The following is a 26,836-nucleotide window of genomic DNA, read 5'->3' on the forward strand; positions in this document are numbered from 1 at the left end:
ATTGACACGATTCCGCTTGACGCTGCGTAAGGTTTTTGTAATTTTACAGGCAACCTTTTATTCACTAACAAATAGCTGGTGGAATATATGACTATCAAAGTAGGTATCAACGGTTTTGGCCGTATCGGTCGCATTGTTTTCCGTGCTGCTCAGAAACGTTCTGACATCGAGATCGTTGCAATCAACGACCTGTTAGACGCTGAATACATGGCTTACATGCTGAAATATGACTCCACTCACGGCCGTTTCGACGGTACCGTTGAAGTGAAAGACGGTCATCTGATCGTTAACGGTAAAAAAATCCGTGTTACCGCTGAACGTGATCCGGCTAACCTGAAATGGGACGAAGTTGGTGTTGACGTAGTGGCTGAAGCGACCGGTATCTTCCTGACCGACGAGACTGCTCGTAAGCACATCACTGCTGGCGCGAAAAAAGTCGTACTGACTGGTCCGTCCAAAGACGATACCCCGATGTTTGTTAAAGGCGCTAACTTTGACAAGTATGCTGGCCAGGACATCGTTTCCAACGCATCCTGCACCACCAACTGCCTGGCTCCGCTGGCAAAAGTGATCAACGACAACTTCGGCATCATCGAAGGTCTGATGACCACTGTTCACGCAACCACCGCTACTCAGAAAACCGTTGATGGCCCGTCTCATAAAGACTGGCGCGGCGGCCGTGGCGCGGCTCAGAACATCATCCCATCCTCTACCGGTGCAGCTAAAGCTGTCGGTAAAGTACTGCCAGAACTGAATGGCAAACTGACAGGTATGGCGTTCCGCGTTCCGACTCCGAACGTATCCGTTGTTGACCTGACCGTTCGTCTGGAAAAAGCCGCTTCTTACGAAGACATTAAGAAAGCGATCAAAGCTGCTTCCGAAGGCCCGATGAAAGGCGTTCTGGGTTACACCGAAGACGACGTTGTTTCTACCGATTTCAACGGCGAAGTTTGCACTTCCGTGTTCGATGCTAAAGCAGGTATCGCACTGAACGACAACTTCGTGAAACTGGTTTCCTGGTACGACAACGAAACCGGTTATTCCAACAAGGTTCTGGATCTGATTGCTCACATCTCCAAATAAGTTGAGATGAGACAGTAATCTGTAAGAGCGACTTCGGTCGCTCTTTTTTTTGCCTGAAGAGAAAGGATTGCATCATGATTAATAAAATTTTTGCACTTCCGGTAATCGAACACATTACCCCTGTCCTCTCCCGCCGTCAGCTTGACGAACTGGATGTGATTGTCATCGACCACCCCCAGGTAAAAGCGTCTTTCGCATTACAGGGCGCGCACCTGCTCTCCTGGAAACCAGCAGGAGAAGAAGAAGTTCTGTGGCTGAGCAACAACACGCCGTTTAAAAATGGCGTCGCGCTGCGTGGCGGCGTGCCGATCTGCTGGCCATGGTTTGGTCCGGCGGCACAGCAAGGACTTCCCTCTCATGGCTTTGCCCGTAACCTGCCATGGACGCTGAAAGCGCATAATGAAGATGACAACGGTGTAGTGCTAACCTTTGAACTGCAAAACAGCGAAGCGACTCGCCAGTACTGGCCGCATAATTTCACCCTGCTGGCGCGCTTTAAAGTGGGTAAAACCTGTGAGATCGAACTGGAAGCGCACGGTGAATTTGAAACAACCTCCGCGCTGCATACCTATTTCAACGTTGGTGACATTGCAGCGGTGAAAGTCAGCGGTCTTGGCGATCGTTTTATCGATAAAGTGAACAATGCAAAAGAAGATGCGCTGATCGATGGCGTGCAGACCTTCCCGGATCGTACCGACCGCGTCTATCTGAACCCGGAAGCTTGCAGCGTGATTCACGATGCTGCACTAAAGCGCAACATCGACGTCGTGCATCATCACCACCTCAACGTGGTCGGCTGGAACCCCGGCCCGGCGCTGTCCGTGAGCATGGGCGATATGCCGGACGATGGCTATAAAACTTTTGTGTGCGTGGAAACGGCGTACGCCACGGCGGAACAGAAGACGACTGATGAGAAACCGTCCCGCCTGGCACAGACCATTCGCGTCGCCAGACGTTAAGCATCAGTATTCGTACGCCTGATAAGGCGTTACCCGCCATCAGGCATTGTTTGCCGGATGGCGATGCTCACGCATCTTATCCGGCCTACGAAACCTCACACCATGTCCAGCGTTGTTTTCCCTTTCGGCGCAGGATACGCCTTATCCAGTGCTGTGAGCTCCTGAGCGGAAAGCGTAATGCTCAGCGCCGCCGCATTTTGCTGCACATGTTCCACGCTTGCCGCTTTTGGAATCGCCATCACCCCCTGATGGCTGATGACCCACGCCAGCAGGATCTGTGCCGCTGACGCACTGTGCGCACGCGCAATCTCATTGACCACCGGATGATTAAGCAAGCCGCTACGCAGTCGTCCGGCCTGTGCCAGGGGGCTGTATGCCATCACGGGAAGTTGATGTTGCTGACACCACGGCAGCAGATCGTATTCAATGCCACGGGAAGCCAGATGATACAGCACCTGATTGGTCGCGCACCGCTTTCCTCCCGGGACCTGCCACAGTGCCTGCATGTCGTTGAGGTCGAGATTAGATACTCCCCAGTGACGAATTTTGCCCTGGGCAATCAGTGTTTCCATCGCGCCAACCGTCTCGGCAAAGGAGAAGTTACCCGACCAGTGCAATAAGTAGAGATCAAGATAGTCGGTTTTCAGCCGACGCAGACTGGCCTCGCAGGCGGCAATCGCTTTTTGTCCGCCCGCATTCCACGGATATACCTTCGACACCAGGAATACGCGCTCACGCAAGCCGTTCAGCGCCTCACCAACGACCTCTTCCGCTCCGCCATCGGCATACATTTCAGCGGTATCGATGAGCGTCAGCCCCAGGTCGACGCCCGCACGGAGTGCAGAGACTTCCGCCCGACGATGACCGGGATTCTCCCCCATATACCACGTCCCCTGCCCGATAGCAGGCAAAATAGCCTCACCAGCAAAGACAACCTGTTTATCTGTCATCACATCCTCCTTTACTGTGCACCACCGTAATGCAAAACAGGGCGCAAGCGCCCTGTTTTGATGCACAAATTGCACAGTAATAATGCACAATCAGAACTTGTAGGTGATCCCGGTTGAAATCAGGCCAGTCCAGGATTTGTCGATCATCGGACTGTCGGTTATTTCATCCGACAAACGGGTGTAACGTGCAGTACCGTAAACGCTCCAGTCACCGAGGAAGTTGTAATTCGCGCTCAACTCCAGATACGGGTTCCAGCTGTCGTTCGGGTTGTAGCCACGCATACCGCTCCTGGCGGACTCTTTGCGAGACACACCGTAGTAATAGTCGTTCTGATTTTCACTGTTCCACTCAACACCGATACCCGGCGTCAACGTCAGGCCGCCATTGGTATAGCGATACAGCCAGGCGAGATCCCAGACAATACCATTGCTGTTGTCCAGCGTATCCCCGGCGAGCGTGGTACGCAGGAAGCCATATTCGGTGTGATGAACGTAAGATAAGCCCGCCATCATGGTGCTCTTACGCTTATCAAGACGACGCATCTGACGATCGTCGCTGTCGCCAGGTTTGAAATACATCGGGGACCAGTAGGCCGTGATCGACAATTTGTCTGCCGTGTCGTTCCACAGATAGTACCCACCGCCCAGACCACGGAACCAGAAGTTGTCGCCTTCGTAGTTGATCACCGGAACCGGGTAAACATCCGCGTCGTAATCTTTATAAGGGTGTTCAACCACACCAACGCCAGCGCCAAGCGTCAGGTTGCTTTCAGCGTGCACCACGGTAGCAGACGATGCGATTAACACGCCAAGTGCCAGAAGTTTGAGTTTGGTCACAATCCATCTTTCCTTATTCAAATGTTCAGCGGCAAAAGTGTAACCGCCAATACGTTACAACCCAACCATTTTACAAATTAATGAAAGAATGTAACCGTCTAATTTTGCAGGCTGAGATGACGCGCTGTTTACACCAGGATGAAAACTGTGTGATCTCCTGCTGCATTATTTACATTAGCTACACACTTTTTGCGGATGAGTTATTGATATGCCATTGAAAATCATTTGTGGGTGCATGCAAGTTTTGCAAATGCCATCTACGCTTTAATTTAGAAGTTGTATCACCGGGCACGTTGGTCTCACGCTGTGCAAGCTGGCATGAGAGTTGCTGTTTTTTTGATACGAGACAGTAAATGACGTCGTTCAGTCTACCTCTTCCGGGAGCCTCTACTATTCATATGAACGGCTCTTAACCTGTGCTAAAAAACGAAAGGACGGCATATCATGAATATATTCGATCACTATCGCCAGCGTTATGAAGCTGCCAAGGACGAAGAGTTCACACTGCAGGAGTTTCTTACCACTTGTCGGCAAGATCGCAGTGCTTATGCCAACGCGGCAGAACGGCTATTGATGGCTATTGGTGAACCTGTCATGGTTGATACTGCCCAGGAACCCCGACTTTCTCGTCTCTTCTCCAACCGGGTTATCGCACGTTATCCGGCGTTTGAAGAGTTTTACGGCATGGAAGACGCGATTGAACAGATTGTCTCTTATCTGAAGCACGCGGCTCAGGGGCTGGAAGAGAAGAAACAGATTCTGTATCTGTTGGGGCCTGTAGGGGGCGGGAAATCGTCGCTTGCCGAACGACTGAAGTCGTTGATGCAGCGCGTCCCGATTTATGTACTGAGTGCCAACGGTGAGCGCAGTCCGGTGAACGATCATCCGCTGTGCCTGTTTAATCCGCAGGAAGATACTCAGATTCTGGAAAAAGAGTACGGCATTCCGCGCCGTTATCTCGGTACCATTATGTCGCCATGGGCCGCCAAACGCCTGCATGAATTCGGTGGAGATATCACCAAATTCCGCGTGGTGAAGGTCTGGCCGTCAATCCTTGCACAGATTGCAATTGCCAAAACGGAACCCGGCGATGAGAACAACCAGGATATCTCCGCGCTGGTCGGGAAAGTGGATATTCGTAAACTCGAACACCACGCCCAGAACGATCCAGATGCGTATGGCTATTCCGGTGCACTGTGCCGGGCCAACCAGGGGATTATGGAATTTGTTGAGATGTTTAAAGCACCGATTAAAGTGCTGCATCCACTGTTGACCGCCACTCAGGAAGGTAACTACAACGGCACCGAGGGAATCTCCGCCCTGCCGTTCAACGGCATTATCCTCGCCCACTCGAACGAATCGGAATGGGTGACTTTCCGCAACAATAAAAACAACGAAGCCTTCCTCGACCGTGTTTATATCGTGAAGGTGCCGTACTGCTTACGCATTTCCGAAGAGATCAAAATCTACGAGAAATTGCTTAACCACAGTGAACTGACTCACGCGCCCTGCGCGCCGGGAACCCTGGAAACGCTGGCTCGCTTCTCGATTCTTTCCCGCCTGAAAGATCCGGAAAACTCGAGTATCTACTCGAAAATGCGCGTCTATGATGGCGAAAGTTTGAAAGACACCGATCCGAAAGCGAAGTCGTATCAGGAGTACCGCGATTATTCCGGTGTCGATGAGGGAATGAACGGTTTGTCGACCCGCTTCGCGTTTAAGATCCTCTCGCGCGTCTTTAACTTTGACCATGTCGAAGTTGCCGCTAACCCGGTTCACCTGTTCTATGTCCTGGAACAACAGATTGAGCGTGAGCAGTTCCCGCAGGAGCAGGCTGAACGCTATCTCGAGTTCCTGAAAGGGTATCTGATCCCGAAATACGCCGAGTTTATTGGCAAAGAGATCCAGACCGCCTATCTCGAATCCTACTCGGAATATGGGCAGAATATTTTCGACCGTTATGTCACCTATGCCGATTTCTGGATTCAGGATCAGGAATACCGCGATCCGGATACCGGTCAGTTGTTTGACCGTGAATCGCTGAACTCTGAGCTGGAGAAAATTGAAAAACCCGCGGGGATCAGTAATCCGAAAGATTTCCGTAATGAAATCGTCAACTTTGTGCTGCGCGCGAGAGCCAACAACAGCGGACGGAATCCGAACTGGACCAGCTATGAAAAACTGCGCACAGTGATTGAGAAGAAAATGTTCTCCAATACGGAAGAGCTGCTGCCGGTCATTTCGTTCAATGCCAAAACCTCGACCGATGAGCAGAAGAAACACGACGACTTTGTCGACCGGATGATGGAAAAAGGCTATACCCGTAAACAGGTGCGTTTACTGTGCGAATGGTATCTGCGCGTACGTAAATCGTCTTAACAGCAAACAGCCCGGCGGCGCGTCGCCAGCCGGGCCCACAACAACAGCGAGCCGTAGGCCGGATACGCGGCCCTACAGGTGGCGCATAAAGTTGGCAAATGCAGTACGGGGGACATATGACCTGGTTCATTGACCGACGACTTAACGGTAAAAACAAGAGCACGGTTAACCGCCAGCGCTTTTTGCGCCGTTATAAAGCACAAATTAAACAGTCGATCTCCGAGGCCATTAACAAGCGTTCGGTGACCGATGTAGACAGCGGTGAATCTGTCTCCATTCCAACGGAAGATATTAGCGAACCGATGTTTCATCAGGGACGCGGCGGCCTGCGTCATCGCGTTCATCCGGGAAACGACCATTTCGTGCAAAATGACCGCATAGAGCGCCCACAAGGCGGAGGCGGTGGTTCAGGAAGCGGACAGGGCCAGGCCAGTCAGGACGGTGAAGGCCAGGATGAGTTCGTCTTTCAGATCTCCAAAGACGAATACCTGGATCTGCTTTTCGAAGATTTAGCGTTGCCCAACCTGAAGCAAAACCAACAGCGTCAGTTGACAGAGTATAAAACGCATCGCGCGGGCTATACCGCCAACGGCGTACCGGCCAATATCAGCGTCGTACGTTCGCTACAAAATTCTCTTGCCCGACGTACGGCCATGACGGCTGGCAAGCGACGCGAGTTGCACGCGCTTGAGCAGGACCTCGACACCATCAGCAAGAGCGAACCGGCGCAACTTCTGGAGGAGGAACGGTTACGCAAAGAGATTGCCGAACTGCGGGCCAAAATCGAGCGCGTACCGTTTATCGACACTTTCGACTTACGTTACAAAAATTACGAGAAGCGTCCCGATCCTTCCAGCCAGGCGGTAATGTTCTGTTTGATGGACGTCTCCGGCTCTATGGATCAGTCGACGAAAGACATGGCCAAACGCTTTTATATTCTGCTCTATCTGTTCCTGAGCCGAACTTATAAGAACGTGGAAGTGGTCTACATCCGTCACCACACCCAGGCGAAAGAGGTCGATGAACATGAGTTCTTCTACTCTCAGGAAACCGGGGGGACCATTGTCTCCAGCGCCCTGAAGTTGATGGATGACGTCGTGAAGGAGCGTTACGATCCTGCGCAGTGGAATATCTACGCGGCACAGGCATCGGATGGTGATAACTGGGCGGATGACTCTCCGCTGTGCCATGAAATTCTGGCGAAGAAACTGCTGCCGGTGGTTCGCTATTATAGTTACATTGAAATTACCCGCCGGGCGCATCAAACCTTATGGCGCGAATATGAGCATCTGCAGGCCACGTTTGATAATTTTGCAATGCAGCATATTCGCGATCAGGATGATATTTATCCGGTGTTCCGCGAGCTTTTTCAAAAACAAAGTGCCACCAGCACCAATTGATCGCAACCAGCCAGGGAAATAGTCTCCTGGCTGGTTCATTTCATGCCTTTTGCACTCCATATTCCCGTTGGTCAGTAGGTTGCCCCTGTGACGTGTGATAAAATAGATTATCTGACCAGGAGGGTTGTTGTTTATCATGAAATTGCCTCATAAAGCGCTCAGGCTCTTTATTTCCGCAAGCGTTGTCGTTTTGACATCCTCCTTTTTGATCTACGAACTTATTGCCAGCCATAAGGCAATGAATGGCTATATGCGCTATATCATCGAAAAAGCAGACTCCTCGTTTCTGTATGATAAATACCAAAACCAGAGCATTGCCGCCCATCTGATGCGCACGCTGGCATCGCCGAAAAAAACGGTCCCTGACGAGGTCCGCAACTCCATTTGCCAGGCGTTTGAACGTGCCAACTCGGTGTATGGCCTGAATCTGACGCAGCATAATTATCCCGCGCTCCACGGTACGTTACAGGCCTCTGCCGCTGACTGTGCGCGTATCACGAATGATGTGCTGCTGCTCCCCGCGTTTGATCGCGCCGTCAAGGTGAACCGGGAACAGGTCGATTATGGAAAAGGACTCGCCACCTCAGAAGAGAAATTTCATTATTATCTGGATTTACAGAATCAATATATTTACTTCTACGATCTGATCAATACCCATCAGTTTGCCATGCATCATTGGGCTTTTTTACAGAAAGGCTCATTAGGTATTCATCAGGCTGATATTGATGAATTGTTTTCTGGCCGGACCGTGCTGTCAAGTATCTATCAGGATGATCGTACCGAACTTAACGTAATGAGTTTTTTAACACCCGTCTATCTGAATGGTAAGTTAAAAGGCATCGTGATGGTGGATATTAATAAGCATAATTTGCAAAATATCGTTTTTACCCACGACCGCCCCCTGGTCTGGCGTTATCTCGATGCCAGCGTCACGGATACCGACTCGGATAAGACAATTATTATCCATCAAAGCGAAAATAATCTTTTTCCCTACGTTAATTACGTCAGCAATCTTCCCGGCGGTCTGCACGTCGAGCTATCGCTCGATATTTTGTATTTCATTGTCTCTTCCTGGAAACTGTTTCTGTTTTACCTGCTGGCGACTGCCCTGCTCCTCAATATGGTCAGGCTGCATTTCCGCCTTTACCACAATGTCACCCGTGAAAATATCAGCGATGCGATGACGGGCCTGTATAACCGTAAAATTTTAACCCCAACGCTTGAACAGCGATTACAACGGTTAGTCGCTGCCGGAACGTCGGTAACCTTTATTGCCATCGATCTCGACAAGCTGAAGATGATTAACGATACGCAGGGGCATCACGAGGGCGATCGCGCGATCACACTGCTGGCGAAAGCCATCGAGGCCTCGGTGCGTAAAAGCGATTACGCTATCCGCCTGGGCGGGGATGAGTTTTGCATCATCCTGATAGACGCTGAGCCAGACATGGCCCCCCGCCTGCCGGAACGCATTGCCAACCATCTGCGCACCGTTGCGCCAGAGAAGGATATTCTATTTTCATCAGGCTGTTACAACATGCAGCCGAACGATACGCTGCACGATGCCTACACCGCCTCTGACGAACAGCTCTACCTCAACAAGCACCAAAATCGTCAGCATTCGTGATAGTCTTTAGCGTGTTTTTTCGCGCGAACAGGAGTGAAAGATGAGCGAAATGGAGAAAGGCAGCGACATCCATCAGCGTTTACTCGATTTATTATCTCTGGAGGGCGCACGTTATCGCGTCGTCAGTCATGAGGCCGTGGGGAAATGCGAGGCAGTGTCAGAAATTCGGGGCACCGCTCTGGGTCAGGGAGCGAAGGCGCTGGTCTGCAAAGTCAAAGGCAATGGTGTGAATCAGCATGTACTGGCGATTTTGCCAGCCGATCAACAGGCCGATCTCGGTCAACTGGCGTCTTATCTTGGCGGCCTGCGAGCCTCTCTCGCCAGCCCGGCAGAGGTAGACGCACTCACGGGTTGCGTGTTTGGCGCGATTCCGCCCTTTAGTTTTCATCCGCAGTTAAAACTGGTTGCCGATCCGCTGTTATTCGAGCGCTATAGCGAAATTGCCTTTAACGCTGGCGTGCTCACGGCGTCTGTCATTCTCAATACTGATGATTATCTGCGCATTGCTCAACCTGAACAGGTGGCATTTCACCGCGCATCGTAAGCCTTCAGCTACCGCGTTCAAGAATTAGCACCGAAATCACGATAACGGCAGCGATGGCGAAAAAGGATGAGCTAATAATTAGCGTTTCAATAAACATGTGATCGTTCATGGCTACACCTCATAATGAGAGATACCTGCTCACCTGTTATTGATAGTCCTCGATAATGGCAATTTGATGACAACGCCTCAAAAACGGCTATTTTTTCGCCATCATGCATTTGCCTGAAAATAGCGGTCTGATTCGAAAAAAGTCTGCTCTGCGTTGCGTTTGGGCGTAGAGTAAACAGGCTTAACTTTCTTTGGCAAGGAAACAACGATGTTTGATGTCACTCTGCTGGTCCTGCTTGGGCTGGCAGCTCTGGGCTTTGTCAGCCATAACACCACTGTCGCCGTTTCAATTCTGGTGCTGATTATTGTCCGCGTTACCCCGCTCAATACCTTTTTCCCGTGGATTGAAAAACAAGGGCTGACCATCGGGATTATTATCCTGACGATTGGCGTCATGGCACCTATCGCCAGCGGGACGCTGCCGCCTTCCACATTGATCCATTCTTTCCTTAACTGGAAATCGCTGGTGGCGATTGTGGTTGGCGTGGTGGTTTCGTGGCTCGGCGGGCGCGGTGTGACGCTGATGGGCAGCCAACCGCAACTGGTCGCCGGATTACTGGTCGGCACCGTACTTGGCGTGGCCTTGTTTCGCGGTGTGCCTGTCGGGCCGCTTATCGCTGCCGGTCTGGTCTCGCTTATTGTGGGAAGGCAGTAGTCAATCCCGCCAGATAACGGCCTGGCGTCTGGCCCAGGCCTTTTTTAAACATGGTGATGAACGCCGTGGTGGAGTCGTATCCCAACAGTTGTGCCACCTGCTGCACGTTGTGCCCCCCGACGAGGGCCTGTAAAGCCAGAATAAGCTGGAGCTGATGCCGCCAGCGACGAAAGCTGAGCCCTGTCTCCCTGACGACCAGCCGGGCAAGATTGCGTTCGCTCATCGCAAATACGCCAGCCCATTGCCCCAGCGTTTGCCACTGTGCCGGTTCGCGCGCCATTGTTTCAACCATCCGACGAATTTTCGGATGCGCAGAGACTGGCAGTTGCATCTGCTCCTGCGGCTGTTGCGGGAGTTCATCGAATAGCACCTGCGTCAGGCGCAGCGTCTGCGGTTCTGCCCGCTGACCATCGCTACGTGTTGCCAGAGTGAGGATCAGCTCCCGACAAAGTGGAGATATTTTTAACGTACAACAATTTTCCGGCAGAGTGACCGCATTTGGTTCGATAAACAGGAAGCAGAGCTCCGCACCTGCCGTCACGTGGTTGCTGTGAGGGACGCCACCTGGGATCCAGACCGCATACTGCGGTGGTACCATCCACATTGCGCACTCAACATCACAGGTGATGGCCCCATGCAGCGCCATAATCAGTTGCCCTTTACGATGCTGGTGCTGTGCACTGAACAGCTCGTCAGGGCGGGCGCGAATGCGAAACGCCACGGCGGCGTCGTGGTGAAGATCGGGGTCATATCCGTCGAGTCGTAAACTGTACATCACTTTGTCCGAATTTAGCGATAAACTGTCATTTTAGCTTGATTCGCAATACAGATAAACGCGGTAAGGTACGCCCTCACCTGTTGATATGAGAGAACAATGACTTCTTCACTACCACGCGGCAACCACGGTGCCCTGCTGATTGTGGGCATCCTGATGATTGCCACCACACTGCGCGTGACATTTACGGGCGCCGCCCCTTTGTTGGATGCGATTCGCGCTGATTATGGTCTTACAACCGCCCAGACGGGATTATTAACTACGTTGCCACTGCTGGCGTTTGCGCTGGTCTCTCCCCTTGCCGCTGGCATCGCCCGTCGTATTGGCATGGAACGCAGCCTCTTCGTCGCGATGCTGCTGATTTGCGCCGGGATTGCCATGCGTTCTCTGCCCTCCGTCTCATTACTGTTTTTCGGCACCGCCGTCATCGGCTGCGGTATCGCCCTCGGCAACGTGCTGCTGCCGGGTCTGATCAAACGCGATTTTTCGCAGCACGTCGCCAGACTAACCGGCGCTTATTCCCTGACCATGGGGGCTGCCGCCGCGCTGGGATCTGCGCTGGTGGTTCCATTGGCGCTGAACGGGTTTGGCTGGCGCGGTGCGCTGTTGCTGCTGATGGTATTCCCGCTGCTGGCGTTTCTGGTCTGGCTGCCGCAGTGGCGCAATACCACTCATGCGAACGTGACCTCCTCACGCGCCCTGCACACACGCGGCATCTGGCGTTCTCCGCTGGCCTGGCAGGTAACGTTATTTCTTGGGATTAACTCACTGATCTATTATGTGATTATCGGCTGGCTACCGGCGATCTTAATCAGTCACGGCTACAGTGAAGCACAGGCCGGCTCCCTGCATGGTTTGCTCCAGTTGGCAACGGCCTCTCCCGGTTTACTCATTCCGCTGGTACTGCATCGTTTTCGCGATCAGCGCAGTATCGCCGCGCTGGTATCGCTGATGTGTGCGGTGGGCGCGGCAGGGTTCTGGTTTATGCCGGATCAGGCGGTGCTGTGGACGCTGCTGTTTGGATTCGGCTCCGGCGCGACGATGATTCTGGGGCTAACCTTTATCGGCCTGCGCGCCAGCTCTTCGCATCAGGCGGCGGCGCTTTCCGGCATGGCGCAATCTGTAGGCTACTTACTGGCCGCTTGCGGGCCACCCCTGATGGGCAGGATCCATGACGGCCAGGGAAGCTGGCAGATCCCGCTGCTGGCCGTTGCGGCGCTGGCGGTCGTGATGGCGATCTTCGGACGCTATGCCGGGCGTAATAAAGAGATCTCCGCCTGACAGGATCAGGGCAGACTATACGTCTGCCCTGCTGATTAGCCGCGCGCCGCGCGCAGCATCGCCTGGACAAGAGGCACCGGTTTACCCGCCAGCGCACCCCGTTCGTGCTGAAACAGGGTCGCGACATAGAATGGATGCGTGACCAACTCCACCGCCCGAATATCCCCGTTATCATCCCAGCCGGTCACCCGTAGATCGCCGCTTTCCAGTTCAGCTGCGAACGCCTCGGCAATGCCATAGTTGCAGTGATAGCCTTCTGAAATCACCGACTGGCCATACGCTTTGGCAATCAGAGTGTTGGGTCGCAGTTCAATATCGTCAGTTTTTTCCACCAGTGAACAGGTCAGTGGCGCAATGACCATCCGGCCTGTCGTGTCCGTTTCTGCATGGGCGGCATCTGACCAACCCAGTACGTTACGGGCGTATTCGAGAATAGCATGTTGAAAACCACCGCAGGTTCCCAGGAAGGGAATACTGTTTTCGCGGGCATACCGAATGGCAGTCAGCGCCCCTTCAATATTTTTGTATGGACTACCGGGGACCACCCAGATGGCATCATAGCCGACCAGATCTTCTGCACTGGCGATTTCGGTGCTGGCCAGCCAGTCGTAATCCGCCACCAGTTCCAGAACCGCAGCGGCGTCGTCGATGGCCAGAGGAATCGCCTGATGCGCGGTGACGCCAGCATTGTAATCACCCACCAGCGCAATCCGCAGCGTATCTTTTACAGGGGATATTTCCATGGAGAATTCCTTACGTCAGAACAATTGGGGACAACATAAGGAGCCTCAGCCTACCGATCTTTTACTGTCATCACAATACCTTAATTTAAGGATGGGCACGCGCAAAGTGATATAGTGATCGGGTGCTGTTTTTCTGCTTGTCGAGGCAAATGCGATGAAAAGTAAGGTCTTAGTGAGTGCTTGCCTGATGGGGCTGAAGGTTCGTTATAACGGCAGCGAGAAAGCCTACCCGACAACGATATTAGCTCACTTACAGGCAGAACAGCGCCTGGTGGTCCACTGCCCGGAACTGGCCGCTGGATTGCCGACCCCGCGCCCACCGGCTGAGATTGTTCAGGCCGATGGCAACGACGTCATGCAGGGGCGCGCGTTCATTGTGGAAAAGAGCGGCCATGATGTCACGGCGCACTATCAGCTTGCCGCCTGGCTGGCTCTTCGTACGGCGCAGGATAACGGCTGCGACGTTGCGCTACTCACCGACGGTAGCCCAACCTGTGGAAGTCAGTTTATTTACGATGGCAGTTTCAGCGGTCAACGACATCCCGGAATGGGGGTTGCCGCAGCGCTGTTACGCCAGCACGGGATAACGGTTTTTTCCGACCATCAGCTCGACGAATTTTGTGCCTGGATTAAGGAGAGAGACAAACATGAATATTCAGTGTAAACGCGTCTACGATCCGGCAGAGGACAGTGACGGTTATCGGGTACTGGTTGACCGACTGTGGCCGCGCGGGATCAAAAAAGCGGATCTCGCACTGGATGAGTGGGTCAAAGACCTCACCCCCTCAACAGAACTGCGCAAAGCTTTTCACGCACAAACGATCGATTTTCATCATTTTTCTGAGCTATACCGTGCGGAACTTGCCACACAGAAGAAGGAAGGCGAGCGGCTGGCACAGATTGCGCGCCAACAGAGACTGACGCTGCTGTACGCCGCCAAAAACAGTGAGCAAAATCACGCCCTTGTGCTGGCGGATTGGCTACAGGAATTGTGATTCGCGGGTATTCATCATTTCAGGCTGAGTATCCGGCTGCAGCGGCATCAGGTTTGCCGCTCTCACCCAGGCAAAACCCTGCTGCCCGCTTGCTGAGACCACCTCACCCGTCACCAGCCAGAGCGCACGCGGCGTCTCTTTCGGTAGCATCGTGGTAAACCCATTCACGGGATTAATAAATACCTCACCCGGTTGGCAGAGATGAAATAACTCAACCGACTTGCCAATGTTGCCGCGCCCGGCAGCCGTTTTCGCACCAATGATTAACGCCAGGGTACCCGGCTTTAGCTGAAACATACTTCTCTCGTTGCGCTCCTGCGGCTCTGGTTAAGATAATTCTGAGAAATGATAACCTGCCGTGAGCCCGTGTGTCACGCCCTGGTCGCTCGCAGAATAAGCGAAAAGCGCGAGGAGAAAACTCCTTTTGTCACCCATTAACCCCTGTTATCCTTGCTCCTCTTTGCATAATTCAGACAGGTGAGCGCATGAGACTGGGCATACTGTTTCCCGTCGTCATTTTCATTACGGCCGTGGTGTTTTTGGCCTGGTTTTTCATTGGTGGCTATGCCGCACCGGGGGCGTAAATGATGAAAAAAACGACGCTTATTATGATTGTTGTTGCGCTGGTTGTGGTACTGGGTACTGAACTGGGTTGGTGGTAACGCCTGGTTCAAAAATGACAAAGGCCACCCTCAGGTCGCCTTTTGTCAGTCAATTTTTGCGGGTTAACTTTTGATTTTTCTGTAGATAAACAGCACGACGATAGCGCCAATAATCGCCACCACGAAACTGCCGAAGTTAAAACCGTCCACTTTCCCAAAGCCAAGCAGAGTACTGATCCAGCCCCCCACAACGGCACCGACGATCCCCAGAATGATCGTCATAAAGAATCCACCACCATCCTTACCAGGCATAATCCACTTCGCCAGAATACCTGCAATCAAACCAAAAATAATCCATGAAATAATGCCCATTTTTTCCTCACTTATCGATTTTGCGTTAGCGGTTTACTCGCCGTTAAAAAGGATAGCACATCATCAGGAAATTGAAATTTGTGATACACATCACTCAATTTAGCTTTCTGATTTCTCCCACAAAAGATGGGGTTGCAAGTTTAGATGGTAAAGATTATCTTTCTCATTACTGAATAGTTGAGTAAACGACTCAGGTATTCAGTACGACATTGCTCACATTGCTTCCAGTATTTCTTGCCCGCCTTTGCGCGGGCTTTTTTTTGACGCCAACTCGTCATTTATGTCGAATCAACTGTCATTTTCCCTGTCGGTTCTGCCTGGACCCGCATCAACGCTGACTTTGCCACTCTGGCACGTATTGTGCTTATCCCCTGCGTCATGACGACAACCGAAGCTTTAGCGCCTTCGCGCAGGCTTCGTCACAATTCGCGCTATTTCAGCTTTTAACAGGTCTGTTATTGATGAAAAAAATCACCAGTGTCTGCCCCTACTGTGGGGCAGGGTGCAAGCTCAAGCTTGTTGTTGAAAATAACAAAATCATCCGCGCCGAAGCGGCTGAGGGGGTTACCAACCAGAATCAGCTTTGTCTGAAAGGGTACTATGGTTGGGATTTCCTCAACGACACCCGCCTTCTGACCCCCCGCCTCACCCGTCCGCTGATCCGCTACCAAAAAGGCGGTAAATTTACCCCGGTCAGTTGGGATGAAGCGATCCGCTACACTGCCCAACGTTTACTGGAAATTCGCGACAGGGAAGGCCCGCGCGCCATTATGACGACCGGTTCCTCACGCGGCACCGGCAATGAAACCAACTATGTGATGCAGAAATTCGCGCGTGCGGTCCTCAACACTAATAACGTGGACTGCTGTGCCCGCGTCTGTCACGGGCCGTCAGTGGCCGGTCTCCAGGAAACCCTGGGTAATGGCGCGATGAGTAATTCCATCAGCGACATAGAAAACTCAAAATGTTTGCTGATCTTCGGCTACAACTGCGCAGATTCACACCCGATTGTCGCGCGCCGGGTGATCAAGGCGCGGCAGAATGGCGCGAAGATTATCGTCTGCGATCCCCGCCGCATAGAAACCGCCCGCATTGCTGACCAGCACCTGCAACTGAATAACGGTTGCAATATGGCACTGGTAAACGCTTTTGGTTACGTTCTCATTGACGAACAGCTTTACGACAAAGAGTACGTACATAAGCATACACAAGGACTGGATGCCTACTGGCAGACGGTTAAGGACTATTCACCGGAAGCCGTCGAACACTTGACCGGCGTTCCGGCCTCACAGGTGCGTCAGGCGATGCGGACCTTTGCCGCAGCGCCTTCAGCAACCGTGATGTGGGGGATGGGTGTGACACAGTTTGGTCAGGCCGTGGATGTAGTACGTGGATTATCGAGCCTTGCACTGCTGACCGGTAACCTCGGTCGTCCTCACGTGGGTGTTGGCCCGGTTCGCGGGCAGAACAACGTCCAGGGAGCCTGCGACATGGGCGTATTGCCTAATCTCTTTCCGGGCTATCAGGATGTCACCGATGCGGCCGTTAGAGAAAAATTCGCCAGAGCCTGGGGGATCGACGCCAGCAGGATGGATGACAAGGTCGGAACGCGCATCACCGAAGTCCCTCACCTGGCGCTGGAAGGTAAAATTAAAGCCTACTACATCATGGGGGAAGATCCGCTGCAAACTGAAGCCGATCTGGGACTGGTGCGCGACGGCTTCGCCGCTCTGGATTTCGTCGTGGTGCAGGATATCTTTATGACCAAAACCGCCGAGATGGCGGACGTAATTTTACCCGCCACCTCCTGGGGGGAGCATGGCGGCGTATTCACCTGCGCCGATCGTGGCTTCCAGCGTTTCGACAAAGCCATCGAACCTACCGGCGACGTGAAGCGCGACTGGGAAATCATCAGCCTGCTCGCCAGTGAAATGGGCTATCCCATGCACTATGAGAACAATCAGCAAATCTGGGATGAGATGCGTGAGCTGTGCCCGCTGTTCTATGGCGTGACTTACGAAAAGATGGGCGATATGGGGCATATTCAGTGGCCCTGCCCCGACCTTGATCATCCCGGTACGCCATACCTGTATGAAAACAGCCGATTTGACACGCCAGATGGTAAAGGCAAGCTGTTTGCCGCACCGTGGCGCGCCCCGGCGGAAGTGCCTGACGAGGCGTATCCGCTGGTCCTGTGTACGGTGCGCGAAGTGGGTCATTACTCCTGTCGTTCTATGACCGGTAACTGTGCCGCCCTGCAGGCACTAGCCGATGAACCCGGCTATGTGCAAATCAGCATGCAGGACGCGCAAAAGGCGGGTATTCGTCATCGGGAACTGGTGTGGGTCAGCTCGCGTCGGGGAAAAGTGATCAGCCGGGCGGATGTCTCCGAACGCATCAATCGCGGGGCGGTGTATATGACCTATCAATGGTGGATTGGTGCGTGTAATGAACTGACGCAGGATAATCTCGACCCTATCTCAAAGACACCGGAAACCAAGTATTGTGCGGTTAAGGTCGAGAGGATTGTCGATCAGTCGTGGGCTGAACGCTATACCGCGCAGACCTATCGTGACATGAAGACACGGCTTTGCGAGGCGATCGAATAGCGCAACGACATTGCGCAGAGGACGAAATGAACGTTGACCGCCTCCCATGGAGGTGGTTTAGGGATGACGATAAAAAAGCCCCCTCGCTTTAGCAGACAGGGGGCTATCTCGAATGTGGAGTGTTGATGACAGCTAGATCAAATTAATTTTGATGTCATAGCCTTCCAGCCCAGTCATTTTCTCTCGGGCCGTAAACTGGATATCAGAAACTTCTTTACCTGTCTTTTTTTTGAGCTCAGCTATTTTTTTGGCAATGAAATCAGAAATATCCGCTTCAGTTTTACTTTTTAACTCTTCAATTTTCATTATGCACCTCTTCTGGTCTGTATCGGCATCTATGGCCCCAGCAGTTCCCATGATTCATGTGATAACTTGTACAACCCCTAATATCTATAAACGATAAGGTGGAAAGTTTCAATAATCAACAGGTTAGTGCATATTGTTTATACTGAACCAGCTCAAGAATCAAACAGCCATTCACCTTTTAGTGGCATTGACAGAGAACTTGTCGTCATTATTTAAAGAGTTTTGATGCCGCCGCAATAATTTCTTCTGAAGTCACATCCCGGTCGGAGGCAACATGAACTATTTTATGATCTCCCGTGAGAGACGGAAAACCTGCGGACATGATCTGCAGGTGCGCTTTTTCCCCATTAGGGTACTCACGTATTATCGTAGTGATACTCTTCATTACAGATACAACTACTGCCGATTCCGAATTAAAAAACACTATCACTTTTTTCATAATGGTTCCGTGATGATCCTGTTAATTAGAGCCGTTTAAAAATAAAAAAGGCTCCCAAAGGAGCCCGGATTTTATTTTCTGAAATCCAATGGTGACTGACCAGAACGAATGTACATTGCAATATTATCGAATGTTATCATTGTCGTTTTGCAAAAAATACATTTCGCGCCGAAAGGATTTCTGTCAGTGACATCAAAAGAAGACGTTCTGTACTGAGACCCATGGCAACAAGGGCATCTGAAGTGAATATTATTAGTGATAACAGTTACCTTAAAGAGCCACAACATTAACTGCTGAGGGACCTTTTGGACCTTGTTCAACACCAAACTCGACTTCCTGATTTTCATTCAGTGTCTTAAAATCGTTACTCTGGATAGCAGAGAAATGGACGAATACATCCTTGCTGCCATCTTTTGGAGTGATAAAACCAAAACCTTTTTCAGGATTGAACCATTTAACTAAACCAGTCATTTTATTAGACATCATTATTACCTTTTTGAGTAAGCCCTTAGGCAGGATGGTCCGAAAAAAATTATCAGAGAGGAAAAACCAACAAGGAAATCTCAACAGGAACAAATAAGAAAACTATTCTAGTGACTGCTTCAGATAAATTCATAACAAACCAGAACACCATTAACGCATGATTAACGTGACATAGCAAGGTATAGTTTTGTCAGTCAGCTAAACCTCTACTACCGGACAAAAAATACTATTTTCAGGAAATGCTTCCTGTCTGTTTTGAAACCGCCAGGTCTTCCGTTAGCCAGAACGTTGCGGTGCGAATGACGCCGTCCAGACTCGAGTCAACATCAGGCCCCATGCCGGTTGTGCGAGATAAGCATACCTAAGGTGACCTCCACAGGTATGCCATACAGTGCTAACGGTGTGCTGATACTATGCTTTAAGGATTTATAGAGCGACAGTAATACTACTTTTGTATTCTGTTTACGCGAACCACTGGGGGTTGCGTTTTGGTGTCCAGACTGCCGTTAATACCGATCATTTGATCGGGTTTTACCGTGCGGCCATCGAAGACTGAAAGCGGAATCAGGGTATGGATGCTGCCGGTTTTATCGCGAAAAACAAATTTATCACCACCTTGATCATCAATCAGATTCCCACGCAGGGAGATGGTAGCGCCGTCATGCATGGTTTTGGCTTGTTGAACCGTCATGGTTCGCGCATCTTCAGTACCACGGTATCCCTCATCCAGAGCGTGCGGCGGCGGCGGTGCGGTATCTTTTTTCAGTCCACCACTCTCATCAGCAAAAACTGCCGGGATTATAAAACAACATAATAATGGTGCCATGGCTAATTTCATTTTGCCCTCATCTCTTCGCCTACTTGACTTATTAAGTCTGATTGCTATTCCTTAATCTGGCAAACCAGAAGTGTCTTAAATGGTAATGTCATTATAAATCATTTAACTGACGGGAATACTAACGAAACGGTGAGGTTATAAATGCCCAGAGCAAACCTGAAAATCCCCGGTATTGATGAGAGTCAGCATTTTCTGAATTTTGAGGCAAGATTTCATAAGGTTGGGTTCGTGGTTTTACTCTGTATTATTTCCCTGGCCTTATTTGGTTTTTTTTCTGGTGGTTTCGTCAGTGACACCGTGAGTAAGAATACAACCGGGACGATGACATTACATTTTGAACGATTTGGTCGCTGGCAGACAGAATTTAACATGAAAATTTCCGCAACCGACCAGCATTCAGGGAAAAATATTTATCGGATTGCCGGAGATTTCACAACTTTTTATGAAACTGAAAATATATGGCCTCAACCTGACAGCATGTACAGCAAGGGAGATGCTCTGTACCTGGTGTATAATACAGCCGAAAATCAGCAGGATTCATCCATCTGGTTACGTGTCACCCCCGTAAAACCCGGCAACGCAATAAATGTCATCCAGTTAAACAACACGCCTGAAATTCGTTTCAGGCAGTTTATCTATCCGTAGGAGGTCAGCATGGAAATGGTACTGAGGGCCTTAGCCATTTATCTCATTTTACTGGTGGTGTTTAAAATTGCAGGACGTCGCGCATTATTGCAAATGACCAGCTTCGATCTGATTTTATTGTTGATTATCAGCGAAGCCACGCAACAAGCATTACTCGGCAACGATTTCTCGGTTACGGGGGCGATGCTTACCATTGTCACCCTGGTAGCGATCGACATGTTGTTTGGATTCATGAAAAAAAAGATGAACGGGGCGGAATCTGCGCTTGATGGTTCACCCGTTATTCTGCTGGATCACGGCGAACCGGTAATGGAAAAAATGAAAATGGTCGATGTCTCTCTCGAGGATATTTTAGCGGCAGCCCGGCAGAGTCAGGGGATTACGGAACCCTCTAAAATTAAGTATGCCATTCTGGAGCGTAATGGTCATATTTCAGTCATTCCTGATGATGATTAAGGGAAAAGATAATGAAAAAATCAGCCTATAGCGAAGCGAAAACCGCTGGCGAGTTAACGAATCAGATCGCGAATATGTTCATTGACAGGAGGCTGTCCTTAACCACGGCTGAATCCTGCACGGGTGGACATCTGGCAGCTGCGCTTTGCGCAGAGGCGGACACAGCCGATTTTTATGATATTGGCATCATTACCTTTAGTGACAGAGCAAAAAAGAAAATGCTTGGCGTGCAGGCCAGCACGCTGGAGAAATATACCGCCGTAAGCGAACAGACCGTCAGAGAAATGTCGGAAGGCGCCCGGTTACGCGCAGGAACAGATATGAGTATTGCCATTAGCGGCTATGCCGGACCCGACGGTGGAGAGGATGGTACGCCCGCTGGAACGGTCTGGTTTGCATGGAATTTCCGCGGACAGATAGTGACAAAACGAGAGTTTTTTTCCGGCGACTGTCAGGACGTCATTGCAAAGGCGGTAAGTTACAGCCTGGCAGGCTTAGTGGAAGAAACCACTGCCTGGCTCCGGCACTGACAGTGGTTCGTCAGGGCGTAGCTCTGCCCTGAGCAGAGCGTAAGGAGTTTCTTTTTGAGTCCGACGCCGTTCGCCTCATATCTTAGAAGAAACTGCACAGTCGATTGCTTTTCCAATGAAAGTGCATCCCTCATCAGTCAGGATAGTGTTCTCTACGATCATTATCCTTCTCTCGTGTCAGAGAGGTTAACGTTTCTCTGCCTTTTTATTGATATTCCCCACGGCGAGGTCTGTGAGTTTCAGATCGGTTTCTTTTTCTTCTTCCAGTGTTTCAGCCAGCAGCTTTACCGCTTTTTTATAACCCAGTTGTTCCGCAAGCGTAGCCAGAGTGCCATAACTGGCTATCTCATAATGTTCTACTTTCTGTGCCGCTGCGATTAAGGCCGCATCCCGAACGTCATTTTTTTCCGTGCTCTCGATAACCTCATTCGCCTCTTCAATCAAACCTTCCATCGCCACGCATTTCATACGTTTAATCTTAATTGCCGGTTCCTGTTCAAGGATCTGGTCTATCCGCTCAATTTGCCCCTGAGTTTCTTCCAGGTGCGCATTAAAAGCCGCACTGAGTTTTTCACTTGATGCCGCTCTGGCTAGTTTAGCCAGTCCGCGCGTTAATTGTTTTTCAGCACTGTAGGTATCTGAAAGCAGGTGAATAAATACATCTTCTATATTTTTCATATTCATAGGAACACCTTCCGGGTTATATAAATATCTGCGAGTCTAAAAAGACCCGCAGGACACTCTTTTTAATTAAAAGATGAAACTGAAGCTAATAATCAGGAATTATCAGATTTACGGCCACCGCTGTGACTGTTCTGGCCACCTTTCTTACCGGCCTCAGATGCACGCTGTGGATCGTTTTTGAAGTTTCCACCGCTGTGCTGCCCGCCTTTACGGCCCGCTTCAGACGCTTTGTCTCGGTTTTCTGCGAAATTACCGGAACCACCACGATGCTCTGCCATATATCACCTCATTTATATCGGTTATGTCAGTTTGATACAAAAACGTATTTCGTATCTGTCGTTGTTCAGTGCTTAACACTAGCGGTCATCTGAATTTAGTCAAATTTAATTGATTGTTCCATTTCGGTTGATAGTGTTAATTTTCAATACATTGACAAATCAATAAATCGCTTATTTTTCAACTCAACAAGGACTAACTCTCTGACCTGCCTGAAAATAAAACCCCACCTTTGAAACCAGGATTAATCTCATGCATGGCAATTAATAAAATACAGGACATTAATTTTGTTCTACGCTTAATGTTGCTGTCAGAAATAAAGAGAGGTGACAAATGGATAATCAAAACAATGGAAAAAAGAAACGAACAAATATATTTCCAGGAGATTAAATGACTGACGTAAATGAACGCATTGAAATCCTTGAGAAAACCATTGACGATCTGAGCCTTGATCTTAACGCATCAAAGGTTGCTATCCGCGTTTTATCCACTGTGATAAACAGCATAAGTGGTGAGCCAGGTTTACTTGAGCGATCATATGAGCAAACAAAAAGTTCAGCCCCTCTGGTGAAATTCAATCACCCTGCTCAGGAAGGCTATGAGGAAAAACTGACGGAGAGAATATTGAATTTACTCTCTGTGAGTGAACAAGGGCGAAACTAATCCAAAGCTTCACAGAGGATAAACGGGATTTCCTCTTGAGAGAAGTGTTCACAAAACGGGAACCCATCGGCTCCCGTTCTCGTTTATCCCGGAAGGTGGTTTACCTGTTTTTGATGATCGCGTCGCCAAACTCTTAACATTTCAGCTAGTTAATACCTTCCATGCCTTTGGACTGCCCCCTCAACAGTAGACGTTTCCTGTTCTCACGACGAGGCCTGTCCAAAGGCCGCCAAATGGCAGCCTCAAAGTGAATGTGATTAATATTGGCGATTCTGACGGAATTAGGCTTTTCTTGCGACAGCCAGCAGATGCGACGAAATACCCTGCAACTCAGGAAGTTCCTCAGTTAAGCGGAGATACTTCAGCAAAAGGGCCTTTTTGTCCTCTACCTGCAATATCTCATCCGTGTCAATGATGCTGGCAAACCCCTCTACAGCGAACAGTCTGATATCCTGAAAACCTGTTTGCTGAAGCTCCTGCATAATTAATGACGGGGTATGAAAAAAAGCAGTAGTGAAATAATTTGGGTTGCTTTCAGGGTTTTCATGGTTTCCCGTCAACAGATCGATTTCCACGATACGTTGAAACAATGGGTCGTTTATAAACTGGTATTTATATCCATCCACCAGCGATGCTGACCTGGATATATAGGTAAAAATAGCTACGCCGCCGGGTTTCAGAACACGAAGGCATTCCTCAATGCATTGCATCCTGTCAACGCTGTCCTGCAGGTGATACAGCGCCCCCATCAGCATCACCATGTCAAAAGTGTTACCCTCCCATGGTAGTTTTCGCGCATCGCCGCAGGTGTACGATTGCAACTTGACAGCACTTTGTTGTCCGCGCTGTCTGGCCTGCTCAATATGTTTGTTGGAAAGATCTAACAGATGTACATGATGCCCCTGCTCTGCCAGCCAGAATGAATAAAAACCATTTGCGCCGGCGATATCAGCGATAAGCATGGGGGAAGGCGTTAAAAATCGCTTAATAATCTCCTGAGAGCGGATAAATTCCAGCGGATTTACTGCGAAGCGGTTTGCCTCGTCGAAGTTACTCTCATAGAAGTCGCAGATGCTTTCATTGTTTTCCATAACTCACTGTCTCCACAGAAAAATTCTGTATTGTTCCGCTGATTGCGTTCTATCTATAATTACGCTAAATGTCTAATTAACCACTCTTAACATACCAGAGCACTTTTTACAAACACATCAGATAGCGTATTTGCCTGGTGCGCATCCCGTTTCGTGAAGATTCTGCCGCTGCGTGACCGGCGGAAACTTCACATGGGTATGTGTCAGCCCCCGGAAGGTGTCGCCCCCTCTTCGCCTGGTTTGGAGACCGCCCCGATCTATATAAATCTCATAAATGTACCTTCGAAATTGAGAAAATTGTTCCTTGCTTGTACTCCGTTTTTTCATCATTTTTTTAGTATTGGGACAAGGCTGGAGGATTTCCCGACGTGAATGGATGTCAGATTACCGGGCAGTCATCATCAATGAGCCTTCAGATAAAAGTCCGCTGTGAGCGCAGGCTATGTGAAAACTCATAGCTTCAAATAGCCAAACAATATTTCTCATCTGTGCTTTAATAATGTCGTTTAAGTTGACGAGGTAATCTGTGATTTTATTCGGGTGACTCAGAATTTTTTATTGCGGGGAAGAACCTGATATTTGTTGTTACTGGAGGATAAAATGGCTGGAACCGTTAGCCGTATTGTTCCTGCAGCTGAATTATCAATCCTTCAGTACCCCATATTGATAGCATCCTTTTCAGGTTATAAGCCAATATATGCAGACTAATTTCTGTACTGACGTTTTTAAATTTCCGCATCAAGAAGTGCGTTGCACCCATCCACATTTTTATTGTCCCAAACGGATGTTCTACCGTTTGCTTTCGCATGACTACTGCTTGAGGAAATGCCTCAAGTCTGGCATGCATTTCTTCCATTTCAGCTTCATGAACCCAGCGCCGTATACGCCTTGGATCGCGTTTTGATGTGGTACACCTGGAGCGCTGGCTGCAATCGCGACAGGCAATATTGTTAAAGTATAATTGTTGCTCCAGACCGTCCTCTATTGAGGTAAATCGATTCTGAAGCTCGTTGCCCATTGGACATACATAAACATCTTTTTCCCTGTTATATCTGAACATTGAGCGGTTATAGAGCCCTTTACGTTCAGCACCAGAGGTATCTCCCTTTGGCACCAAAGCCACGGCTCCGCTATCCAGAACTGTTTTAATATCGCTGCGACTGTAATACCCTTTATCGGCAAGTACTGTTATGTCCTTCCGGCCAACAGCTTTCTGAGCCAGTGTTGCCACTGAACCAAGTTGCCCCCGATCTGTTGTATTGGTGACTTCATGCGCAACAATCAAATGGTTCTTCGTATCCACGGCTGTCTGAACGTTGTAGCAAACTTGCCGGTTCATATTATTTGTTTTCATCAACCGAGAGTCAGGGTCGGTTAAAGAGAGTTGTTTATCTGGCTGTTGTGCGACTGCGTGTTGGATTGCCTGAAGTTCACGTAAACGCTTTTGTAGCCAGGCCAGTTTAGTGGCTGTTAACTTTGTGCTTGCATTGGGCCCGGTATTCTTGTCGGCTTCATCCAGCTTGTTTAAATAATAAGTAATACTTTGCTCAACGCGCTCAATATGGTCTTTGGCTTTCTGGGATGTAAAGTTGTTCGGTTTGCTGTTTACTGCTTTGAATTTGCTGCCGTCAATAGCAACAACAACATCAGTGAACATTTGCATTTGCCGGCACAGGCCAATAAAGGCCCGACAAGCATTCCTGATACCTTCACCGTTATCTTTCCTAAAGTCTGCAATGGTTTTAAAGTCAGGCGTTAATCGTTCAAGTAACCACATCAGTTCAACGTTCCGATGGGCCTCTTTTTCCAGTCTTCGGGAGGACTGAATTCGGTTGAGATATCCGTAAATGTACAGCTTCAGTAGGGTGGCAGGGTGATATCCGGGCCGTCCGGTTCGCTTTGCGTTAACTCTTCTGAAACCAAGAGAATCAAGCTGTAACCCATCTACAAATATATCAACTACTCTGACTGGGTTATCTTCAGTGACAAAATCATCCAGTGCATCTGGGAGCAATGTCATCTGGTGCCTGCCATGTCCTTGAATGTGATTGGTCATGTCGGTACCCGCAGTGTTCACTTGTATGTTTATAATTTTAATGGAAAAGTAAGTCCGCGGCATGGGTTTATAAAGAATGGTTGATCATATGAAACCATCGCTTAGACCAAAAAGTGCTCAGGTGTTTTCACACAGCCTGAGCGAGAAGCGGACATAGACTTATCTGGACGCCAGGGGGATTCAAATGTAACCGATACAGCTTTCTGGGATAATTACACCGTATCGACTGAATCGCCTCGAGTTTTAATCTTCGCACCACCTGGATATCCTGCACGGTTTTTCCAAACATCACATTGATGATATAAAAGATAGCATCAGATAAGGAAATTATAATGACGTGCAGCCTTCTATATATGTCATAAGTGACTTACGACTTTTACTCGCACAAATATAGTCCGCTCACTCATGGTAACGAATATTGCCTCAGGAATATCTAAATATCAGTCGCAG

Annotated in this window: 32 protein-coding genes; 16 read left to right on the forward strand and 16 right to left on the reverse strand. The window is 49.8% G+C overall.

All coding sequences use genetic code 11. The annotated features are described in order from the left end of the window. The first annotated feature begins 87 nt into the window (after window positions 1-87). Complete coding sequence (gene gapA / locus I6L53_RS12410) at window positions 88-1,083, forward strand: glyceraldehyde-3-phosphate dehydrogenase (protein WP_042319484.1); 996 nt, start codon at window positions 88-90, stop codon at window positions 1,081-1,083. A 74-nt stretch (window positions 1,084-1,157) separates the two neighbouring features. After that, window positions 1,158-2,042, forward strand: coding sequence for a D-hexose-6-phosphate mutarotase (locus tag I6L53_RS12415; protein ID WP_042319485.1), 885 nt, complete (start codon window positions 1,158-1,160; stop codon window positions 2,040-2,042). A gap of 95 nt (window positions 2,043-2,137) precedes the next feature. On the opposite strand, the gene I6L53_RS12420 is transcribed toward I6L53_RS12415, so the two are convergent. Both I6L53_RS12420 and I6L53_RS12425 read right to left on the reverse strand, forming a co-directional pair. Continuing rightward, window positions 2,138-2,992: an aldo/keto reductase gene (locus I6L53_RS12420; RefSeq protein WP_042319487.1), complete on the reverse strand. Its 855-nt coding sequence runs from the start codon at window positions 2,990-2,992 to the stop codon at window positions 2,138-2,140. Between the two features lie 90 nt (window positions 2,993-3,082). Then, window positions 3,083-3,829 carry a MipA/OmpV family protein gene (locus tag I6L53_RS12425; RefSeq protein ID WP_042319488.1) on the reverse strand — a complete coding sequence of 249 codons (747 nt, stop codon included), beginning with the start codon at window positions 3,827-3,829 and terminating at the stop codon, window positions 3,083-3,085. A 444-nt stretch (window positions 3,830-4,273) separates the two neighbouring features. Between I6L53_RS12425 and yeaG the strand changes: the two genes are divergently transcribed. From yeaG to I6L53_RS12445, 4 genes are all read left to right on the forward strand, one after another. Next, complete coding sequence (gene yeaG, locus I6L53_RS12430; RefSeq protein ID WP_042319490.1) at window positions 4,274-6,208, forward strand: protein kinase YeaG; 1,935 nt, start codon at window positions 4,274-4,276, stop codon at window positions 6,206-6,208. A gap of 116 nt (window positions 6,209-6,324) precedes the next feature. Continuing rightward, complete coding sequence (locus I6L53_RS12435; RefSeq protein ID WP_042319493.1) at window positions 6,325-7,608, forward strand: YeaH/YhbH family protein; 1,284 nt, start codon at window positions 6,325-6,327, stop codon at window positions 7,606-7,608. A 136-nt stretch (window positions 7,609-7,744) separates the two neighbouring features. Then, entirely contained in the window at window positions 7,745-9,235 is a 1,491-nt protein-coding gene (dgcJ, locus tag I6L53_RS12440; RefSeq protein WP_042320063.1) for a diguanylate cyclase DgcJ, read from the forward strand. A gap of 40 nt (window positions 9,236-9,275) precedes the next feature. Further along, window positions 9,276-9,779 carry a YbaK/prolyl-tRNA synthetase associated domain-containing protein gene (locus I6L53_RS12445; RefSeq protein WP_042319496.1) on the forward strand — a complete coding sequence of 168 codons (504 nt, stop codon included), beginning with the start codon at window positions 9,276-9,278 and terminating at the stop codon, window positions 9,777-9,779. Between the two features lie 4 nt (window positions 9,780-9,783). Here I6L53_RS12445 and yoaI read toward each other — a convergent pair whose 3' ends face one another. After that, a complete protein-coding gene (gene yoaI, locus I6L53_RS12450) occupies window positions 9,784-9,888 on the reverse strand; it encodes a small membrane protein YoaI (protein WP_094465381.1) in 105 nt (34 codons plus the stop codon). Between the two features lie 207 nt (window positions 9,889-10,095). Between yoaI and I6L53_RS12455 the strand changes: the two genes are divergently transcribed. Next, on the forward strand, window positions 10,096-10,542 hold the full coding sequence (locus tag I6L53_RS12455) for a DUF441 domain-containing protein (RefSeq protein ID WP_042319499.1): 447 nt from the start codon (window positions 10,096-10,098) through the stop codon (window positions 10,540-10,542). Here I6L53_RS12455 and I6L53_RS12460 read toward each other — a convergent pair. Beyond that, window positions 10,523-11,317, reverse strand: a complete 795-nt coding sequence (locus I6L53_RS12460) for an AraC family transcriptional regulator (RefSeq protein ID WP_042319502.1) — start codon at window positions 11,315-11,317, stop codon at window positions 10,523-10,525. The two genes, I6L53_RS12455 and I6L53_RS12460, sit on opposite strands and share 20 nt — an antisense overlap. 99 nt (window positions 11,318-11,416) lie before the next feature. Between I6L53_RS12460 and I6L53_RS12465 the strand changes: the two genes are divergently transcribed. Beyond that, complete coding sequence (locus tag I6L53_RS12465) at window positions 11,417-12,598, forward strand: CynX/NimT family MFS transporter (protein ID WP_042319503.1); 1,182 nt, start codon at window positions 11,417-11,419, stop codon at window positions 12,596-12,598. Window positions 12,599-12,633: 35 nt separating this feature from the next. On the opposite strand, the gene I6L53_RS12470 is transcribed toward I6L53_RS12465, so the two are convergent. Further along, window positions 12,634-13,341: a CTP synthase C-terminal region-related (seleno)protein gene (locus tag I6L53_RS12470; RefSeq protein ID WP_042319505.1), complete on the reverse strand. Its 708-nt coding sequence runs from the start codon at window positions 13,339-13,341 to the stop codon at window positions 12,634-12,636. A 154-nt stretch (window positions 13,342-13,495) separates the two neighbouring features. Here I6L53_RS12470 and I6L53_RS12475 point away from each other — a divergent pair, with 154 nt between their 5' ends. Together I6L53_RS12475 and I6L53_RS12480 are read left to right on the forward strand one after the other, a co-directional pair. Next, window positions 13,496-14,005 carry a 2-thiouracil desulfurase family protein gene (locus I6L53_RS12475; RefSeq protein ID WP_042319507.1) on the forward strand — a complete coding sequence of 170 codons (510 nt, stop codon included), beginning with the start codon at window positions 13,496-13,498 and terminating at the stop codon, window positions 14,003-14,005. Further along, window positions 13,989-14,336: a DUF488 domain-containing protein gene (locus tag I6L53_RS12480; RefSeq protein ID WP_042319508.1), complete on the forward strand. Its 348-nt coding sequence runs from the start codon at window positions 13,989-13,991 to the stop codon at window positions 14,334-14,336. Before I6L53_RS12475 ends, I6L53_RS12480 begins: the two co-directional genes overlap by 17 nt. Here the strand turns inward: I6L53_RS12480 and I6L53_RS12485 are convergent. Then, window positions 14,322-14,633, reverse strand: coding sequence for a hypothetical protein (locus tag I6L53_RS12485; RefSeq protein WP_042319509.1), 312 nt, complete (start codon window positions 14,631-14,633; stop codon window positions 14,322-14,324). The genes I6L53_RS12480 and I6L53_RS12485 overlap by 15 nt on opposite strands. A 188-nt stretch (window positions 14,634-14,821) precedes the next feature. Here I6L53_RS12485 and I6L53_RS12490 point away from each other — a divergent pair, with 188 nt between their 5' ends. Next, window positions 14,822-14,920, forward strand: a complete 99-nt coding sequence (locus I6L53_RS12490) for a YoaK family small membrane protein (RefSeq protein ID WP_042287604.1) — start codon at window positions 14,822-14,824, stop codon at window positions 14,918-14,920. Between the two features lie 141 nt (window positions 14,921-15,061). Here the strand turns inward: I6L53_RS12490 and I6L53_RS12495 are convergent, their stop codons facing one another. Next, window positions 15,062-15,310 (reverse strand): GlsB/YeaQ/YmgE family stress response membrane protein, encoded by a 249-nt coding sequence (locus tag I6L53_RS12495; protein WP_042319510.1) that lies wholly within the window; start codon window positions 15,308-15,310, stop codon window positions 15,062-15,064. A gap of 461 nt (window positions 15,311-15,771) precedes the next feature. Between I6L53_RS12495 and fdhF the strand changes: the two genes are divergently transcribed. Next, the gene (gene fdhF / locus I6L53_RS12500; RefSeq protein ID WP_042319512.1) at window positions 15,772-17,919 is read left to right on the forward strand and encodes a formate dehydrogenase subunit alpha; all 2,148 of its coding nucleotides are present in this window, start codon (window positions 15,772-15,774) and stop codon (window positions 17,917-17,919) included. Between the two features lie 132 nt (window positions 17,920-18,051). On the opposite strand, the gene I6L53_RS12505 is transcribed toward fdhF, so the two are convergent. The 5 genes from I6L53_RS12505 to I6L53_RS12525 form a co-directional block, all read right to left on the reverse strand. After that, window positions 18,052-18,225, reverse strand: coding sequence for a GnsA/GnsB family addiction module toxin (locus I6L53_RS12505; RefSeq protein WP_042319513.1), 174 nt, complete (start codon window positions 18,223-18,225; stop codon window positions 18,052-18,054). 208 nt (window positions 18,226-18,433) lie between these two features. Next, window positions 18,434-18,664 carry a hypothetical protein gene (locus I6L53_RS12510; RefSeq protein ID WP_042319515.1) on the reverse strand — a complete coding sequence of 77 codons (231 nt, stop codon included), beginning with the start codon at window positions 18,662-18,664 and terminating at the stop codon, window positions 18,434-18,436. Window positions 18,665-18,735: 71 nt separating this feature from the next. Then, window positions 18,736-18,924 (reverse strand): cold shock small protein YmcF, encoded by a 189-nt coding sequence (ymcF, locus tag I6L53_RS12515; protein WP_080950054.1) that lies wholly within the window; start codon window positions 18,922-18,924, stop codon window positions 18,736-18,738. A gap of 10 nt (window positions 18,925-18,934) precedes the next feature. Beyond that, entirely contained in the window at window positions 18,935-19,147 is a 213-nt protein-coding gene (cspE, locus tag I6L53_RS12520) for a transcription antiterminator/RNA stability regulator CspE (protein WP_042319517.1), read from the reverse strand. Between the two features lie 445 nt (window positions 19,148-19,592). Next, complete coding sequence (locus tag I6L53_RS12525) at window positions 19,593-19,985, reverse strand: YdeI family stress tolerance OB fold protein (RefSeq protein ID WP_042319519.1); 393 nt, start codon at window positions 19,983-19,985, stop codon at window positions 19,593-19,595. A gap of 141 nt (window positions 19,986-20,126) precedes the next feature. On the opposite strand from I6L53_RS12525, the gene I6L53_RS12530 reads away from it, so the two are divergent. From I6L53_RS12530 to I6L53_RS12540, 3 genes are read left to right on the forward strand one after another with little or no spacing between them, the layout of a single operon-like run. Further along, complete coding sequence (locus I6L53_RS12530; protein WP_042319522.1) at window positions 20,127-20,630, forward strand: hypothetical protein; 504 nt, start codon at window positions 20,127-20,129, stop codon at window positions 20,628-20,630. A gap of 9 nt (window positions 20,631-20,639) precedes the next feature. After that, window positions 20,640-21,086, forward strand: coding sequence for a DUF421 domain-containing protein (locus tag I6L53_RS12535; RefSeq protein ID WP_042319523.1), 447 nt, complete (start codon window positions 20,640-20,642; stop codon window positions 21,084-21,086). A gap of 11 nt (window positions 21,087-21,097) precedes the next feature. Next, entirely contained in the window at window positions 21,098-21,616 is a 519-nt protein-coding gene (locus I6L53_RS12540) for a 2-oxo-tetronate isomerase (protein ID WP_042319525.1), read from the forward strand. A 186-nt stretch (window positions 21,617-21,802) separates the two neighbouring features. On the opposite strand, the gene I6L53_RS12545 is transcribed toward I6L53_RS12540, so the two are convergent. Continuing rightward, on the reverse strand, window positions 21,803-22,300 hold the full coding sequence (locus I6L53_RS12545) for a YciE/YciF ferroxidase family protein (RefSeq protein WP_042319528.1): 498 nt from the start codon (window positions 22,298-22,300) through the stop codon (window positions 21,803-21,805). Between the two features lie 92 nt (window positions 22,301-22,392). After that, a complete protein-coding gene (locus tag I6L53_RS12550; protein ID WP_016152753.1) occupies window positions 22,393-22,578 on the reverse strand; it encodes a con-10 family general stress protein in 186 nt (61 codons plus the stop codon). A 388-nt stretch (window positions 22,579-22,966) separates the two neighbouring features. Between I6L53_RS12550 and I6L53_RS12555 the strand changes: the two genes are divergently transcribed. Then, window positions 22,967-23,239, forward strand: coding sequence for a hypothetical protein (locus I6L53_RS12555; protein ID WP_042319530.1), 273 nt, complete (start codon window positions 22,967-22,969; stop codon window positions 23,237-23,239). A gap of 281 nt (window positions 23,240-23,520) precedes the next feature. Here I6L53_RS12555 and I6L53_RS12560 read toward each other — a convergent pair whose 3' ends face one another. Next, window positions 23,521-24,330: a class I SAM-dependent methyltransferase gene (locus tag I6L53_RS12560; protein ID WP_042319532.1), complete on the reverse strand. Its 810-nt coding sequence runs from the start codon at window positions 24,328-24,330 to the stop codon at window positions 23,521-23,523. 613 nt (window positions 24,331-24,943) lie between these two features. Continuing rightward, a complete protein-coding gene (locus I6L53_RS12565; protein ID WP_042320067.1) occupies window positions 24,944-26,386 on the reverse strand; it encodes an IS1182 family transposase in 1,443 nt (480 codons plus the stop codon). Window positions 26,387-26,836 lie beyond the last annotated feature (450 nt).

Origin of the sequence: Citrobacter farmeri, from assembly GCF_019048065.1 — a bacterium.
In the GTDB taxonomy this organism is placed as follows: domain Bacteria; phylum Pseudomonadota; class Gammaproteobacteria; order Enterobacterales; family Enterobacteriaceae; genus Citrobacter_A; species Citrobacter_A farmeri.

What these genes read in the sequence shown, in the direction of transcription:
- I6L53_RS12555 (WP_042319530.1), top strand. Translation starts at nt 22,967, where the DNA reads ATGACTGACGTAAATGAACGCATTGAAATCCTTGAGAAAACCATTGAC.
- I6L53_RS12435 (WP_042319493.1), top strand. Translation starts at nt 6,325, where the DNA reads ATGACCTGGTTCATTGACCGACGACTTAACGGTAAAAACAAGAGCACG.
- I6L53_RS12495 (WP_042319510.1), bottom strand. Translation starts at nt 15,310, where the DNA reads ATGGGCATTATTTCATGGATTATTTTTGGTTTGATTGCAGGTATTCTG.
- I6L53_RS12490 (WP_042287604.1), top strand. Translation starts at nt 14,822, where the DNA reads ATGAGACTGGGCATACTGTTTCCCGTCGTCATTTTCATTACGGCCGTG.
- yeaG (WP_042319490.1), top strand. Translation starts at nt 4,274, where the DNA reads ATGAATATATTCGATCACTATCGCCAGCGTTATGAAGCTGCCAAGGAC.
- I6L53_RS12560 (WP_042319532.1), bottom strand. Translation starts at nt 24,330, where the DNA reads ATGGAAAACAATGAAAGCATCTGCGACTTCTATGAGAGTAACTTCGAC.
- I6L53_RS12445 (WP_042319496.1), top strand. Translation starts at nt 9,276, where the DNA reads ATGAGCGAAATGGAGAAAGGCAGCGACATCCATCAGCGTTTACTCGAT.
- I6L53_RS12565 (WP_042320067.1), bottom strand. Translation starts at nt 26,386, where the DNA reads ATGACCAATCACATTCAAGGACATGGCAGGCACCAGATGACATTGCTC.
- cspE (WP_042319517.1), bottom strand. Translation starts at nt 19,147, where the DNA reads ATGTCTAATAAAATGACTGGTTTAGTTAAATGGTTCAATCCTGAAAAA.
- I6L53_RS12455 (WP_042319499.1), top strand. Translation starts at nt 10,096, where the DNA reads ATGTTTGATGTCACTCTGCTGGTCCTGCTTGGGCTGGCAGCTCTGGGC.
- I6L53_RS12510 (WP_042319515.1), bottom strand. Translation starts at nt 18,664, where the DNA reads ATGAAAAAAGTGATAGTGTTTTTTAATTCGGAATCGGCAGTAGTTGTA.
- I6L53_RS12550 (WP_016152753.1), bottom strand. Translation starts at nt 22,578, where the DNA reads ATGGCAGAGCATCGTGGTGGTTCCGGTAATTTCGCAGAAAACCGAGAC.
- I6L53_RS12505 (WP_042319513.1), bottom strand. Translation starts at nt 18,225, where the DNA reads ATGAAAATTGAAGAGTTAAAAAGTAAAACTGAAGCGGATATTTCTGAT.
- yoaI (WP_094465381.1), bottom strand. Translation starts at nt 9,888, where the DNA reads ATGAACGATCACATGTTTATTGAAACGCTAATTATTAGCTCATCCTTT.
- I6L53_RS12475 (WP_042319507.1), top strand. Translation starts at nt 13,496, where the DNA reads ATGAAAAGTAAGGTCTTAGTGAGTGCTTGCCTGATGGGGCTGAAGGTT.
- I6L53_RS12525 (WP_042319519.1), bottom strand. Translation starts at nt 19,985, where the DNA reads ATGAAATTAGCCATGGCACCATTATTATGTTGTTTTATAATCCCGGCA.
- I6L53_RS12480 (WP_042319508.1), top strand. Translation starts at nt 13,989, where the DNA reads ATGAATATTCAGTGTAAACGCGTCTACGATCCGGCAGAGGACAGTGAC.
- I6L53_RS12470 (WP_042319505.1), bottom strand. Translation starts at nt 13,341, where the DNA reads ATGGAAATATCCCCTGTAAAAGATACGCTGCGGATTGCGCTGGTGGGT.
- I6L53_RS12540 (WP_042319525.1), top strand. Translation starts at nt 21,098, where the DNA reads ATGAAAAAATCAGCCTATAGCGAAGCGAAAACCGCTGGCGAGTTAACG.
- fdhF (WP_042319512.1), top strand. Translation starts at nt 15,772, where the DNA reads ATGAAAAAAATCACCAGTGTCTGCCCCTACTGTGGGGCAGGGTGCAAG.
- I6L53_RS12485 (WP_042319509.1), bottom strand. Translation starts at nt 14,633, where the DNA reads ATGTTTCAGCTAAAGCCGGGTACCCTGGCGTTAATCATTGGTGCGAAA.
- I6L53_RS12465 (WP_042319503.1), top strand. Translation starts at nt 11,417, where the DNA reads ATGACTTCTTCACTACCACGCGGCAACCACGGTGCCCTGCTGATTGTG.
- I6L53_RS12545 (WP_042319528.1), bottom strand. Translation starts at nt 22,300, where the DNA reads ATGAATATGAAAAATATAGAAGATGTATTTATTCACCTGCTTTCAGAT.
- dgcJ (WP_042320063.1), top strand. Translation starts at nt 7,745, where the DNA reads ATGAAATTGCCTCATAAAGCGCTCAGGCTCTTTATTTCCGCAAGCGTT.
- I6L53_RS12460 (WP_042319502.1), bottom strand. Translation starts at nt 11,317, where the DNA reads ATGTACAGTTTACGACTCGACGGATATGACCCCGATCTTCACCACGAC.
- I6L53_RS12415 (WP_042319485.1), top strand. Translation starts at nt 1,158, where the DNA reads ATGATTAATAAAATTTTTGCACTTCCGGTAATCGAACACATTACCCCT.
- I6L53_RS12530 (WP_042319522.1), top strand. Translation starts at nt 20,127, where the DNA reads ATGCCCAGAGCAAACCTGAAAATCCCCGGTATTGATGAGAGTCAGCAT.
- gapA (WP_042319484.1), top strand. Translation starts at nt 88, where the DNA reads ATGACTATCAAAGTAGGTATCAACGGTTTTGGCCGTATCGGTCGCATT.
- I6L53_RS12420 (WP_042319487.1), bottom strand. Translation starts at nt 2,992, where the DNA reads ATGACAGATAAACAGGTTGTCTTTGCTGGTGAGGCTATTTTGCCTGCT.
- I6L53_RS12535 (WP_042319523.1), top strand. Translation starts at nt 20,640, where the DNA reads ATGGAAATGGTACTGAGGGCCTTAGCCATTTATCTCATTTTACTGGTG.